The sequence below is a fragment of the Paenibacillus sp. FSL K6-0108 genome, assembly GCF_045040695.1.
GTDB lineage: Bacteria > Bacillota > Bacilli > Paenibacillales > Paenibacillaceae > Paenibacillus > Paenibacillus pabuli_B.
The window spans coordinates 1,394,077-1,408,890 of sequence record NZ_CP150288.1; the positions used below are offsets into that span (position 1 = coordinate 1,394,077).

At 48.1% G+C, this 14,814-nt stretch carries 13 protein-coding genes; 7 read left to right on the forward strand and 6 right to left on the reverse strand.

The annotated features are described in order from the left end of the window. Positions 1 to 107 precede the first annotated feature (107 nt). The 6 genes from MHB49_RS06325 to MHB49_RS06350 form a co-directional block, all read right to left on the reverse strand. Positions 108 to 1,100 carry a LacI family DNA-binding transcriptional regulator gene (locus MHB49_RS06325; RefSeq protein ID WP_247901045.1) on the reverse strand — a complete coding sequence of 331 codons (993 nt, stop codon included), beginning with the start codon at positions 1,098 to 1,100 and terminating at the stop codon, positions 108 to 110. A gap of 41 nt (positions 1,101 to 1,141) precedes the next feature. Beyond that, positions 1,142 to 2,230 carry a glycoside hydrolase family 172 protein gene (locus MHB49_RS06330; protein WP_405155479.1) on the reverse strand — a complete coding sequence of 363 codons (1,089 nt, stop codon included), beginning with the start codon at positions 2,228 to 2,230 and terminating at the stop codon, positions 1,142 to 1,144. Positions 2,231 to 2,251: 21 nt separating this feature from the next. After that, positions 2,252 to 3,085 (reverse strand): carbohydrate ABC transporter permease, encoded by an 834-nt coding sequence (locus tag MHB49_RS06335; RefSeq protein ID WP_247901047.1) that lies wholly within the window; start codon positions 3,083 to 3,085, stop codon positions 2,252 to 2,254. 1 nt (position 3,086) lies between these two features. Next, positions 3,087 to 3,962, reverse strand: coding sequence for a carbohydrate ABC transporter permease (locus tag MHB49_RS06340; protein ID WP_405155480.1), 876 nt, complete (start codon positions 3,960 to 3,962; stop codon positions 3,087 to 3,089). A gap of 93 nt (positions 3,963 to 4,055) precedes the next feature. Next, a complete protein-coding gene (locus MHB49_RS06345; RefSeq protein WP_405155481.1) occupies positions 4,056 to 5,393 on the reverse strand; it encodes an ABC transporter substrate-binding protein in 1,338 nt (445 codons plus the stop codon). A gap of 54 nt (positions 5,394 to 5,447) precedes the next feature. Beyond that, positions 5,448 to 6,911: a GH32 C-terminal domain-containing protein gene (locus tag MHB49_RS06350; protein ID WP_405155482.1), complete on the reverse strand. Its 1,464-nt coding sequence runs from the start codon at positions 6,909 to 6,911 to the stop codon at positions 5,448 to 5,450. A 326-nt stretch (positions 6,912 to 7,237) separates the two neighbouring features. Here MHB49_RS06350 and MHB49_RS06355 point away from each other — a divergent pair, with 326 nt between their 5' ends. The 7 genes from MHB49_RS06355 (at position 7,238) to MHB49_RS06385 (ending at position 14,751) form a co-directional block, all read left to right on the forward strand. Next, positions 7,238 to 7,684 carry a hypothetical protein gene (locus tag MHB49_RS06355; RefSeq protein WP_405155483.1) on the forward strand — a complete coding sequence of 149 codons (447 nt, stop codon included), beginning with the start codon at positions 7,238 to 7,240 and terminating at the stop codon, positions 7,682 to 7,684. 32 nt (positions 7,685 to 7,716) lie between these two features. Continuing rightward, positions 7,717 to 8,955 (forward strand): sensor histidine kinase, encoded by a 1,239-nt coding sequence (locus MHB49_RS06360; RefSeq protein WP_405155484.1) that lies wholly within the window; start codon positions 7,717 to 7,719, stop codon positions 8,953 to 8,955. After that, positions 8,955 to 9,641 carry a response regulator gene (locus tag MHB49_RS06365; protein WP_405155485.1) on the forward strand — a complete coding sequence of 229 codons (687 nt, stop codon included), beginning with the start codon at positions 8,955 to 8,957 and terminating at the stop codon, positions 9,639 to 9,641. Before MHB49_RS06360 ends, MHB49_RS06365 begins: the two co-directional genes overlap by 1 nt. Before the next feature lie 207 nt (positions 9,642 to 9,848). Further along, positions 9,849 to 11,660 (forward strand): ABC transporter substrate-binding protein, encoded by a 1,812-nt coding sequence (locus MHB49_RS06370; RefSeq protein WP_405155486.1) that lies wholly within the window; start codon positions 9,849 to 9,851, stop codon positions 11,658 to 11,660. A gap of 89 nt (positions 11,661 to 11,749) precedes the next feature. Then, positions 11,750 to 12,760, forward strand: a complete 1,011-nt coding sequence (locus MHB49_RS06375; RefSeq protein WP_079349874.1) for an ABC transporter permease — start codon at positions 11,750 to 11,752, stop codon at positions 12,758 to 12,760. Position 12,761: 1 nt separating this feature from the next. After that, positions 12,762 to 13,598 (forward strand): ABC transporter permease, encoded by an 837-nt coding sequence (locus MHB49_RS06380; protein ID WP_247901055.1) that lies wholly within the window; start codon positions 12,762 to 12,764, stop codon positions 13,596 to 13,598. Between the two features lie 4 nt (positions 13,599 to 13,602). After that, positions 13,603 to 14,751, forward strand: a complete 1,149-nt coding sequence (locus MHB49_RS06385) for an ABC transporter ATP-binding protein (protein WP_405155487.1) — start codon at positions 13,603 to 13,605, stop codon at positions 14,749 to 14,751. Positions 14,752 to 14,814: the final 63 nt, after the last annotated feature.

The following is a 14,814-nucleotide window of genomic DNA, read 5'->3' on the forward strand; positions in this document are numbered from 1 at the left end:
AAGTCTAGCTGATGAACGTTCAATATAGAAAAACGGGGCTGTCCCAGCCATGTTTATGACTTATGGGACAGCCCCGTCTTGTATGCAGTATTTGGAAAATATCGATATTAGCTCGTTCGTCGAACCATTAATTCTGTCGGGAACACTTCTTCGACATGCGCGATGGGCTGTCCGTCGGACTCAATGGATTCGATCATCAACTTGGAGGCAGCCACGGCCAATTCGCTGATGGGATGCCGGATCGTCGATAAGCTCAGCAGTTCGGAGATGGTCGGCATATCGTCCACACCCAAAACGGCAAGGTCTTCAGGAAGTGACAGGCCTAAGTCTTTGCATGCCTTTAAGGCCCCGATGGCGCAAATGTCACTTAAACAAAATAGCGCTTGCGGCAACTGGTTGGTCTTGGCAAGTTTTATCACGGTATCATAACCAAAATTCTCAGTCATATCTCCTGTAATCACGGTCGTTAGTTTTCCGTTTTGCTGCAAGGCCTCGCTGGCGCCGTTTAGTCTGTCGTCAAATCCGGGAACGTGACCGTGCGGATAAGTCAATACCAACAGATTGTGATAACCACGGGATAATAGGTGATTCACTCCAATTTGGCCGCTTTGGTAGTCGTTGACACGAAGTACGTGCGCTCCGTAGGATGAATTGTGGCGTCCAACGGTAATTACCGGCACGTTAAGATCCATTAGCTTGGGCATGAATTTTTCCGTATCTATGGTTGCTTTAACGATAATTCCGTCGACCATCTGGATGTTCATGAAGATTTCTTCAAAGTCCAATAGGATTATTTTATATCCGAGTGCCTTCAACTGCTGCTTAATCACTTGGGCAAAATGGAGGAAGTATAAGTCCTCAAAATAACCGTCGGAGGTATTGTCGGATAAGACAAGCCCAATTGTGTGCATTCTGCCGGTAATAAGGCTTTTCGCAATAGGGTTCACTTGGTAACCCAACTTCGTTATCGAGAGACTGATTTTTTCCTTTGTCTCCAAGCTCATTTTCTGAAAGTTGCCGTTTAGAAAATGGGAGATTGTTGCGGGCGATACACCTGCGTCTTTTGCGACTTGAACCAAGGTGACCCTTTTCTTAGCCATTTTTGTACCTCTACTTATGTGTATTGCGAATTCTCCTTTAATTAGCGCGGACGTCTTTCCAATACGCCCGGCAGTTCGGGAAACGCTTGATGTGGTTCGGTTTGGTACCAGTAGCACACGGAACTCACGTCGTCGCTTCTTTCGAATAACGCTTTTCCATCATGCCCGATTTGTTGAACAGTGACACGTAAATCCTCTTCAAACAAAATGGGATCAAGGATATGCCAACGATAGAAACCCCGCATCGGACAAGCAGCTCCATCGTAAATATGCGATCTTGTATTGTCTTTCACCTGGAAATGCGGGAAACCCATGAAGGGAGTCGAATACGTCTGTTCCTGCACCGGGTTTCCATTGTCGTATTTCACGAAGCCCCAAGCGCCGCCGAAGTAATCCTCGGTCCCCGTCCCGCAGATGGTCGGCCAATCCCGGTCACCGTCGAGATAAAATTTCACTTCCCCTTCGCCATACCAGTATCGGGACAGGGAAGTCCAGGCCATATAGGTACCGATATATTTGCCTCTTCCTTTAATTCCATCAATAATCGTATAATCCTGCTTGAATCTGGTAGGATTTTCCCGGCGGAATTGGGCATGAAAATACTCCGTATCCCCAGGAAGCTCATCAACCAGCATGTAATCAAACTGGTAGAAAAACGTCTCGATCTCCTGAGGATGTTCATTTGTTACGGTTACTTTGGCGGCTTTTTTGAATGGCATCGCAAAGTAACTGTTCATGCCACCGACCGGATTAACGACAACGGGTAAGGAATTGACGATCGCTCTGGTGCCGAAGCCGTTGCAGAAGAAGTCGCCTAGTGGGACTTCCACGGAAGGAGTATCTTCATCGTCCCAATACATCCGTAATACTAAATCGCGCAGCACGAACCAGCCGGTTTCGGTTTGGTCGGTCACGGTCATCCAAATGTGCTGGATAATTCCTGGGCCTTCAATATCAACAAGTATGGCGGTTTCGCCTTGTGCCAGTGAGATAAAGGCTTTGCCTTTCCGGGCAGTTCCCAAGGGACCCGCAGCCTTTCCGCCTTCTCCTTTCAAGCCACGGGGATTTTCCGCCGTGATTGCTCTGCTTTTTCCTTTCATTCTGCCAAAAAGCTGATTCATGGACTGCATGGCTCATCTCTCCTTATTTTCTTATCCTTTAACTGCTCCGTCAGAAACGCCAGCCATCAAGTATTTGTTTAGAAATAAATAGATGATAATGATGGGGATGATGCTGATGCTGATGGCGGCAAACGTCTGTCCCCAATCCGTCGCTCCGAAGGCTCCGATGAACTCCTGAAGCCCAACGGAGATTGTTTTGTACTGCTTGTCGTTTGTAAACGTGTTGGAAAAAATAAAATCATTCCAAATGAGAACAAAATTGATCGATGCGACCGTGATCGTCGTGTTGACGGTAAGCGGAGAAATGATTTTATAGAACACCTGATAAATATTGCACCCGTCGATGACGGCGGCTTCGATCAGTTCATTAGGTACGTAACTGTAAAAGCTGGTGAAGACTAAAATCGATAAAGGCAAGGCAAATCCGACTTGTGGAAGGATTAGCGCCAGATATGAGTTCAACAGTCCGAAGTCCTTGTACATAATAAATAACGGAATTAAGGTGACTTGAATTGGAATCATGATACCGACTGTAAAGAACAGCAGCAGCTTTGAATTTAGCTTGAAATTCATTTTGACGAGGGCGAACCCCGCTGTTGAGCTTAAAAAGACGATTAACAGCAGGCAGCTGAATGTAACGATAGCAGTATTTTTGATATAAAGCAGCAGGGCGCTATCCCGGAATACGGCGCCATAGTTATCTAACGACCATGACGTCGGCATGGAAAAGGGCTTTGTTGTCAGTTCGATGCTTGATTTGAAGCTGGACAGCATCAGCCAGACAACCGGGTAGATCTGCACGATCAGGATTGCGATCACGATAAAATACAACAGGAAGGACAAAGCCTTTTTTTTGGATGGCATGTTATGCTTCTCCTTTCCTGGAATTGAATATGGACCGGATAATAAGAACGGCAATAAGGCTCTCGATCACAATAAATACGGCGATCGAGCTTCCATATCCGAATTGGTTGGTAGCAAATGCTTTTTTGTACATATACGTTGTAACCAGTTCGGTCGTCGAACCTGGCACACCGATGATATAAGGGATATCGAAACCTCTCAGCGCACCAGTAGTGCACATGATGAGAGCCAAACTCAGCACATGCTTGATGCTCGGCAATTTGATATGTCGGATCAGCTGCCAGCCATTAACGCCGTCTATCGTTGCAGCCTCCTCGATTTCTTTTGGAATCGCAATCAATGCCGCATAGAAAATGACCATGTACATCCCCGTAAATCTCCAGCCTTCGGGGAGGGATACTGCAATCAATGCGGTGTGCGGATCAGATAACCAGGCGGTTTGCAAATAGCCCAGTCCGATCCAATCCAAGAACATGTTCAGCAAGCCCAACGGCTGCAGGGAATAGAAGTTACGGAACATCTGCGCAATGGCGACGGTGACCACAACGGCCGGCAAATAATACAGGGTTCTGAAAATGCCGGCTCCTTTTTTGACGTACGAGAGCAGCAATGCGAAAAACAAACCGATAAACACCTGCATGAGCACAACGATTACAACATACACCAAGTTATTTTGAACAGAATTCCAGAAGTAGGGATCTTGAAACATCCTGGTATAGTTGCCCAGCCCAATATATTCGGCGTCCTTTATTCCGTTCCAATCTTGGAAGCCATAGTTCAGCGACTGAATGATCGGGACAAAGACGGTTCCTAAATAAAATAGCAAGGCTGGCGCAATGAAAATGAACCATGCCTTCTTGTCCTTGAGCACATTCATATGGAATCTCCCCATAAAAGTTTATTTTGAGACGCTTCGTGACAGGCCCCCCCCCCGGACCTTCCCGGGTGGGTGGCTGTCTGAGCGTAACAACTAGTTGGTGGCGTTTTGAGTGATGGTATCGTCGATTTGATTGGCGAACTCTTCCGGTGTCATGGCCCCCATCATCAATTTGATGACTAAATCGCTCATGACCGAGTTCGTATCAGGGTCCAGCAGGGTATCCCATGGCTTGGCAAATTCTGAACCATAGTTATCCATATCTTTTTTTACCCGTAGGAATAGTTCGGAGAACTGGGTTTCGTCTTTAATCGTAAATTTGAGCGGAGACATCTGCTGCTTGGCAACATAGACGTCACTGTAATTTTTCAGGACATAACTCAGGAAGTCCTTGGTGGTTGCGTCGAATTTGTCGGCCGTGGCGGCTAGGCCGATTCCACTGTTTCCGAAAAATTCATTATTCGGCGTTTTGGCGTTGGCGATGGTTGGCAAGTAGAAATAGTCCACGTTGCCTTTTAGGTTTTCCGGCAGGTTGTCCTCTGTAAAGGACGGGATTTCCCAGGTACCCATGGTATACATGGCAGCTTCACCATTGAGGAACATGTTCTTGGCTGTTGTATAATCCGTCGTGGCAAACCCTTCCTGGAAGTATTGACCGATCTCCTTCGCGAAATTCGCCGCTTGCATTCCGACTTCGTCGCTCATTTTGGACTTTCCTTGGCTCAGATTCCGGGCAAATTCATTTCCGGTGGCCCGGAATGGAATCATGGCCGCGTAGCGCAGCAATGGCCAAACGTCAACGCCGTCAACGGCAATCGGGGTTATGCCCTTGTCCCTAATCGCCTTGCTAACCGTGATCATATCCTCGATGGTTTTTGGAACGGCAAGGTTATTCTCCGCAAATATTTTCTTGTTGTACCAAGTCATTTCCAGATGGTATTCCATGGGAAGAAGGTAGAGGCTTCCATCGGGTAGTTCCTGGTATTTTAGCGCAGGTTCGTAGAACTGATCGTACAAGCCTTGTTCGTCTAGGAACTGCTTCATGTCAACCAGCATTCCGGCATCCGCGAGCTGTTGGGCGTACGGATCGGCATCCATATCGATAAATTCAGGAGCTTCGCCCGAAGCGACAAGTGTTCTTAGTTTGGTCAAATAGGAAGGTCTGTCAGACGTAACTTGAATATCCAACTTGAACCCAGGATGATCTTTCGCATACCGGTCTGCCAGTTCGCGCACTGTCTGCACGATGGCTCCGTCTGACGGACGGGCAGACAGCCATGTAATGGTTTTGCCGTTGGAGGCATTAGACGAGTTCCCCTGCTTGCCGGCATCATTTTTCGACGATCCGCCGCAAGCCGCGAGAGCGGTTGCAACTAATGAGAAGATCGCGAGAAGTGAGATGATCTTAGACATCATTCTCTTTTTTGCCATTTTAAAGCCCTCCATGTTTTATTATTTTCATTAAAATCAATTTTGAGATTCCGTTTATTGCTTAGCTGCTGTCTTGAGTTTGACGTCATGAACTTTAACGGCACCCTCGTTCGCAAAAAAGCCGACATGGCCAGTTTTGAAATGATAGACTCGCGTAGTCATCGCGATGGAATCGTTGACATATAGACACAAGATGTCATCTTCCAAAATCAGTTTTATCGTAATCCGGTCGTGCAGGGCGAACTGGAACGGTCTCTCCAGTTCGATCATTTGTGGTTTATCCCCGGCAATTTGCCATTGGAAAAAGCCTGGCTCGGTTCTTGGCCACATGTCGAATACGACTCGATTGTGAAATGGATCGAATTTAATGAAATATCCGGTGTCGAGAGTTTTGTCGGTTCGCAGCGCAATGCCGAAATCCTTCGCCTCTTTCCAGTCTGTAAACGATGCTTCGATCAGGACTTGGGAAGGCAATTCATTCAATACAAAGTAAGCCAGTCCATCAGGAGACTCCAGTTCGAATTGGCTTGCAGCATGGCTACAGTTGTTCTCCGCTACAAGATTGAAGTCTGATTCTTTATTAAAATGCTCATAGATCGACTGAGGTATCCTTACGAGTAAGTCACCGTTATCGTTTGGATAAACCTCATGAACGACCAGGGTTCCGGCCCATTCCCAGTCACCGTAATCGCTTTCATCCTGTTTGGAAGGAACCCATCCGAAGGCGTATCTTTTTTGGCCGTCCGAGGCTGTTTTCGCGGCATAAAATCCTCTGCCGTCAAAAGTGTCCGGAATCGGGGAAGTATATACGCCTGTGATGCTTTTGCTTTTTTTGTAATGCGTCACAAACTTTTCACTAAACGTTGAGTAGACCAGATAGTGCCAGTCTCCCATTTTGAAATAATCCGGACATTCCATAGTGATATATTTGTCCGGGCTGTAGAATGGTTCCCGATGTGTCCAATGCACGAGATCATCTGAACTGAGAAGAGCAATGCACCCGCCTCGCTTTTCGGAAGAGTTCATTTGTCTCGAAGTAACCAGCATCCAGTACTCTTGCTGTTCTTCGTTAAAAAACACAAACGGATCACGCCAATCGAAGAGTTCGTAAAATGTTCCGTCTCCATAAAGCTTGAAATGTACATCTTTCGTCCAATGGATTCCGTCGGTGCCGGTGGCTTTCAAAATGACTTGTAATGGCTTTCCGTCAATGCAAAAATCGGCGTTGGGATTATGCCCGGTGTAGAAGAGGTGATACATGCCGTTCGGATCCTTAATTACCGAACCGGTATATGCGTTCCGGTCGGGATCGGATTCGCTTCCATTGGGGAGAGCTACTCCGTAATTTTCAAAATCCAAGCCGTTTTTGGTTGTGAGAAGGTTCCACGTCGTATGATTTCCGTAATCTCCGCCGATTCTTTGGTCATGGAGATAATAGAGCTTGTACTCTCCATTGTCGTAGAACGGGATCACATCTCCGACCCATCCGTTTTTTGGTTTGTAAAATACTTTCTTCATCGCATCATCTCCAGTTAGTAAATCGTTTTACAAACAAATAATAACACAAGTTTTTTTGATGTCAACGTTTACATTTGTTAATTTAATAGATTGTTTTATATGTATTTTACAAAAAAATATAAATAGTAGTAAAACGTTTTTCCAATAATTTTACCAATTCGTCTGAACAAGAGCTTTCATTCTTATCCGATAAAACGGCTAAGCCCCTGGCTGGAAGAGGTCAAGAGAGCCAATCCATCTGTAGGTGGACTTAGTTCCCGCTGAATTCGGCTACACTGAATGTAGATCAGATCGAAGAAAAACGTGGAGAAGGTGAGGAAACAAACATGATGAATCTTGTGATTATAGCCGCGATTGTTCTATTGTTATCTTTAAGGGAGAAGGAAGTGAAGACATCCCGTTTATGGGTCTTTCCAGCGATCATTGCATATTGGGTGCTGTCGAGCGTAGTAAATACACCATTAACAGTGGGTAACATCCTGTTATATATTGTTTTTCTCCTCATCGGTTGCGGGATTGGCGCGTGGCGTGTACATCTGGAACAGCTTCGAATCCATCCAACCACAGGCAAAATGATGTCCAAGGGATCGCTGGCCAGCAGCTTGCTTCTGATCGTGGTTATGGTACTGCGACAACTCGCCAGCCAATGGGATGTGCATCATGCCGTGGTTTCACTAAGCAGTGCACTGTTGTTTTTGCCTCTGGGAAGCATCGCTGCCCGGCGTTATTTTCTGTATGCCAAAGTTCAGCGTTTTCAAGGCAAAAGTGTATAATGGTCCTAACTTCATGACTGGAAAGGATAGCTATGCAGAACAAGCCAATATATACGCAGATTCAAAAGGTTGTGCTGGATCATACAGCAGATATCATTTTAACGTTGTTGCTGCTATACAATCTGATGGAGCCCTTCAAAGAACTGGCGTGGATTGATGTGGGTGCAGGACTAATCGTTAGGCTGCCATACCTCATGTTGGTTTGGGTTCCACAATTACTTCGAAATGAGCGGATGCGGACGTTAGGGGTATTGGTGATCTGGATAGTGACGCTGCTCTATGCCCAGTTCTTCCAGGCCGAGGATCGCATATTTGAATTAAGCTTTTATCTCATCGGATATACTGCGTTGAAGCTGCCCATCTACCGGTCTTCGTTGCTCGGCATCATTATTCTCATCGGGAATGCGGCACTGCTCTATATGGATGAATACGACCCTAATCAGATTTTGGTGTACTCAATGGCTCACGCTGGAACCTATATTCTGTGCTGGGCTGCGAGAATCAGGCGTGAAAGCAGACAGGACAGCAAACGGCATTATGAGGAATTGCAGAAGGTGCACGCTGAATTGACACAAGCCCACGAGGAGCTTCAGGATACACATCAGGAGCTGGAGCAGGCTACCGTGCGATTGATGCAGTATGCTGTGCTTGAAGAACGAAGCCGGATTTCGATGGATTTGCACGACAGTGTTGGCAACCGATTGACCTCCATTATTGTTCAGCTTCAGGCATTGCCGTATATGATGAAGATGGACACAGCTGAAGCGGACAAAGCGATGGGTACGGTGCTTGAAGTCGTCAGACAATGTCTCCAGGAGGTTCGGACCGTTGCTCATCAGATGGGCAGCAATGAAGCCGGCCTTGGACTGGTCGCCTTGACGAGTCTGGTGAATGAGATACGGGAGATGGCAGGTTTTACGATCAAACTCACCCCTCAAGAGCAAACGAGTCATTGGACCCCAGCGACGTCCGAACTATTGTACCGTGTACTTCAGGAGGCGTTAACGAATATTATTCGTCATGCCCAGGCTTCGCAAGTGAAGGTGAACATCCTGGAGAAGGAGCAGCAGCTGCATATGATTGTGGAGGATAACGGAATGTATCGCAAAGAAAATCCGATCTCTCCCGGTTTCGGACTATCAAGTATGAGAGCAAGATGTGAAAGGGCAGGCGGTTCCTTATCGATTGATGCAGTTGAACCACATGGAATGAGGCTAACCCTTGCCATTCCTCAAGAAGTGAAGGAGATTATGGGAGGTGATGAACAGTAATGGAGCAGGACATACAGGAAATACGTGTACTCCTCGTGGATGACCAGCACCTGGTCAGGCATGGCTTACGTTTTATTATTAATGCACAGCAGGATATGGAAGTGGTAGGCGAAGCGGGCGGGGGACATGAGGCCATTCGTCTGGCAGCAGAGGTTCGTCCACATGTCGTATTGATGGATGTACAGATGGAAGCAGGAGACGGATTGGAAGCAACAGGGGAGCTAATGAAGATACTGCCTGACTGCAAAGTGGTGATCCTGACTACATTCGATCATGAGGATTATGTGTACAAAGGAATACGTGCCGGAGCTGTTGGTTATCTGCTCAAGGATGCGGCGCCGGACGAACTCGTTGATGCGGTTCGTGCTGCATACCGGGGGGAGGCGATCTACCGTACGGCTGTGGCAGCCAAGGTAATCAGTCTTGCCATTCGTTCAACCCCGAGTCATCCGGATCCAGTGAAGGAAACGGTAGCAAACGAACTACTGCCGGAACCATTTACAGGACGGGAATTGGAGGTTTTGCAGCAGATGGCATATGGCTTACGGAATGAGGAGATTGCTCGCAAGCTTTTTATCGGAGAGAGTACGGTCAAGACGCATGTACATCGCATTTTGCAAAAGATTCAGGTGGAAGACCGCACACAGGCGGTCGTCTTTGCCATTCGTAATGGATTCGTCAAGTAAAGTAAGCGATCCTTGATCTTCTGTGGAGTAATAATCATAATTCAGCCAATAACCAGCTGCTTCTTGCAAGCTGGTTATTTCGTGTCCCCATAAATAATGTCTCAGCATTGAGAAAAGAGATGGAATGTTTGGTGTGAGATAAGTCATAGAATAACTTTGAGTAAGCGCTTCCAAAAACATCAATATGAATTCACGGAGGGGTTCAGAATGCGATTTAAGAGAGCTGCCACACCGCTCGTCGCTCTGTTCATGTCGGTCACATTATTTGCCGGATGCCAAAGTGTTCAGCCACCATCAGTAAGTGAACCACAAGGGACGGTGGATACACCGAACACGACAACCCAGAATGAGCCTGCACCACAGACGAACAAGGAGACACCGCGTAACGAGACCTTGTATATCAACGGGCTGCAATGGGGTCCACCAACCAACTTCAATCTGCTGAGCGGAAATCCCGCATTCCCTGTGAATTACGGCAACTCCAGGGAGCTGGTGTATGAGACGTTATTTATGGTAAATCAGCTGGACGGCGGACTTGAGCCGCTGCTGGGCAAATCGTATGAATGGACGGATGAAACCACTCTGCGTATCGAGCTGAATGCGGATGCGAAGTGGAGCGACGGAACGGCTTTTACGGCAGATGATGTTGTATACACCTATGAGTTGGGCAAAAAATACGATATCAACTGGAGCAGCTTCTGGACCTACATCAGTGAAGTGAAAGCGGATGGAGCGCAAGCTGTGGAAATTAAGCTGAACCCCGATAACCCTAACAAGCTGACCGTACTGGACAGCATTGAACTGATCCCGATGCTGCCGAAGCATATCTGGGAAGAGATCGAGAAGAAGAACAATAATGATCTGACCGCGATTCGCAAAGAGGTTAATGATAATCCGGTGGGAACCGGAGCCTATAAGCTTCACTTTTACAACGACCAGAAAATTACGATTGTCCGTGACGACAACTACTGGGGACAGAAATTGTTCGGCAAGCTGCCTGCACCGAAGTACATCACTCACGTGATCTACAAGGATAATGCCGCAGGTGATCTGGCGTTCAAGAGTGGGCAAGTGGACGTCTCCCAGCAGTTTATCCCTCAAGTGTGGAAGATGTGGGAAGGCGGGGCTGCTGTCAAAACGTATCTGAAGGATGCGCCGTATTATCTGCCCGGTTCCATGCCAAGCATTTTCTTCAATCTGTCCAAAGCCGGACTTGATAATGCTGACGTTCGCCGTGCAATAGCCATGAGCATCAACTATGACAAAATCTCGGAGCTGGCCATGAGCGGATATTCCGCACCAATGCAGCCTTCTCTGACCTTGAACTCAGACGCCGAGTCCAAATATATTGACCAGGATGCCATCAAGTCGTTGCAATGGACAATGGATATTGAAGGAGCCAACGCGCTGCTTGACAAGATTGGAGCGACCAAGGGCAAAGACGGCATCCGAGTTCTTAACGGCACTCGCCTTGGACCTTTCGAGGTTGAATGTCCTTACGGCTGGTCTGACTGGAACGCTGCCCTGGAGATCGTAGCGCAGAGCGCCAAGGCCATAGGAATTGAGATTCGCACCAAATTCCCGGAATCCCCGGTATGGACCAATGATCTGCAAACCGGCAAATTCGACATCATCATGAACACACCTGCAGGCGGGGTCAGCCCAAGCCAGCCATGGAACCGTGCGATGACGATCATGTACTCCAAAGGGGTTGCCCCAATGGGTGAGATGGCATTCTGGAACTGGGGACGTTACCAGAATGACCGCGCAGACGCCATTATTGAAGAGATTCCATCCGTGTCTGACGAGGCGAAGCTGAAGTCACTGTATACCGAACTGAATACCATCTGGCTGAAAGATATCCCTTCCATTCCGCTGATGTACAGACCATGGGTGTTTGACACCGTGAACGAATCAGTCTGGAAAGGTTTCCCGACCGAAGGAGATGGCACCAACATTCCGCCGCAAATCTCGATGGACGGCGCAGGTATCAAGGCATTGTATCAGATCCATAATTAAGGAACTCATATTGAATCAGGACGCGATGAAGTAAACCGTCACTTCAGACATAAGGCCCTTATCCGCTAAACTCGGGGGTGCTAAATCCTATGAATGCCTATTCCAGATATGTCGCCAAAAAAGTATTCTGGTACGGCCTGACCCTGGTCATCGCCATCGGACTGAATTTTATTTTGCCAAGACTGATTGAAGGTAACCCGGTGAGCATGATCGCTTCTAAAATGACGTCAGGGATGACCGACTCGGATTCCATCAAGCGGGTGTATGAGACATTTACGGTGGAATTCGGCATTGATCAGCCGCTATGGACCCAATTCGGCATTTATTTAAAAAATCTGTTCACAGGCAATCTGGGCACGTCCTTTGGACTGTATCCGAAACCTGTGACGGACATTCTGGCCTCCGCCGTCCCTTGGACGGTGGGGCTTCAACTTCCGGCCATCCTGGTCGGCTGGCTGATTGGCAATTTGCTCGGTGCGATTGCAGCGTACCGGAAGGGTGTTTTTGATAAAGTGCTGTTTCCGGTAGCGTTATTTATCAATTCCATTCCTTTTTTTACTCTGGCTATTATTATGCTGTATGTCTTTGCGTTATCACTAAAATGGTTCCCTCTGTCCGGGGGATATGACTTCCAGATGGTGCCGCAGCTGAGCTTCGACTTCATCATGTCCGTGGTTCGCCACCATACCTTGCCATTCCTCTCCATTGTACTCGTGACCATTGGTGGTCAGGCCATTGGCATGCGGGAGATGTCCATCTATGAGCTCAATTCTGACTATGTGTTATACAGCAAACTGCTGGGTATCCGCGACGGCCGAATTGCGCGTTATGTATTCCGTAACGCCATGCTGCCCCAAATTACGGGACTTGCGCTCTCCATCGGTACGATGGTTGGCGGATCACTCATCTGTGAGATTGTCTTCAGTTATCCGGGCATCGGCACATGGCTGTTCACGGCCATACGGCAGCTGGATTACCCACTAATCTCGGGGTGTACGCTGCTGATTGCCATTGCTGTATTGCTTGCGAATTTCACCATTGATGTCATCTATGGCTTCATTGACCCGCGCATTAAGGCCGCTCAAATGGAGGAACAGTGATATGAAGCATTCGATCTCGATTTTGCTGAAGTCACCCAAATTCATGATCGGTGCGGTGACTTTTGTCGGCATGCTGCTCTTGGTTACGATCTACCCGCTCATGAATCGCAGCGATCCCCTGGAGATGATTGCGATGGCGTTCCAGCCGCCGGGTGACGGTCTGCTGTTAGGATCGGACAATTTTGGACGGGACATCTTCCTTGAATTGATGTACGGCATCCAGACGTCGATACGCGTGGGGCTGATTGCGGGTGTATTTGCGACCGTTATCGGTCTGGTTATGGGCCTGGTGTCTGGTTATATTGGAGGCATGCTGGATAACTTTCTGACGGCAATTACCAATATTTTTATCGTTATTCCTTCATTCATCATTCTGATCTTGATCTCCGTCAGCATTGATTCACGAAGTTCTCTGGTGACCGCGATCATTATCGGTATAACCAGCTGGCCATGGACGGCCCGGGCTGTGCGAGCCCAGACGACATCTCTGCGCAGTCGGGACCATGTGCATATTGCGAAAATTTCGGGACACAGTACGCCGCGTATCATTATCCATGAGATTTTGCCGTATATCGCGTCTTATGTGGTGATGGCTTTTGTGCTCCAGACGGCGTCGGGCATTCTGTCTGAAGCCTCCATCTCCATGCTGGGACTGGGGCCGTATAATACGATCTCGCTCGGTATTTTGATGAACTGGGCATTAGTGTTTGAAGCGCCGGTAGCAGGGGCGTGGTGGGCGTTCATTCCTGCGGCGCTGGCCATTGCCGTCATTACCTTCTCGCTTTATCTGATGAATACGGGCATGGACGAAATTTTCAATCCGAAAATAAGGAGCTAAGACCATGAACCAACCTATACTTCAGGTCAGCGGTCTCAAAACCTATTACCGTACCCGGCTCAAGGAGAACGTCTTTGCCGTCGATGGGGTGGAGTTTGGACTGAAAGAGGGGCAGACGCTGGGCATTGCAGGGGAATCGGGCTGTGGCAAATCGACGCTGGCGCTTAGCCTGATGGGCTTTTATTTCCCGCCGCTTCATTATGGAAGTGGTTCGATCCAGATTAATGGTACCGATATTATGCAGCTGAGCAAAGAGCAGCTTCGTTCGCGGATTCTGGGCAAGGAAATTGCCTATATTCCACAGGCCGCCATGAATGCACTGAACCCAACGCTGCGCATTATCAGGTTTATTGAAGACATTATGAAGGAGCATCGCCCGGAGATGAAACGGCCGGATGTGCGGAAGATGGCTGCGGAGCGTTTCCAATCCCTGAATCTGTCTCCGAATGTGCTGGATATGTATCCCAATGAATTGTCCGGCGGTATGAAGCAAAGAACGGTCATCGCCATCTCAACGATTCTGAATCCGAACGTGCTTATAGCGGATGAACCTACTTCGGCACTGGATGTAACCTCCCAGAAGGCGGTCATTCGTCTGTTGAAGGATTTGTTGAAACGCAAGGTAATTAAATCACTGGTATTCATCACACATGAGCTGCCGCTGCTGTACCATGTCACGGATGAAATTATGGTCATGTATGCCGGGGAGATTGTGGAACGAGGCACGGCAGAGCAGATGATTTTCAATCCGCTGCATCCGTACACTCGTAAACTGATGGGCTCCATCATTGTACCGGAAGAGGGCATGAAGGAGCACAAGCTGGCTGCCATTCCCGGTGCACCACCGAATCTGAAAAACGTGCCGGAAGGCTGCCGCTTCGCAGAGCGCTGTACACTGGTGACCGATGAGTGCCGCCAGGGCAAAATCGAGAACATTCATGTCGATGGGCGAATATATCGCTGTCTTTTGACACCCGAGATGCTGGAGCAGATTAGGGAGCAGGAGCAGGAGCAGGAGCAAGACGGTCACGTAGAGCAGGAGGGTGTGAACGTAGAGCCCCAGAAAAGGGAACAAAACCAGGAGGAGAAAGGCTCACACAAAGAAGATGTCCGAGATGTTCAAGCCGACATAGACGATATCGCAGACCAATAAGACGATTCTTTTAAGATGATTCTTTCTGGGCGTAAGGGGCTCGGATCAAGGCTCCCCGAAAGG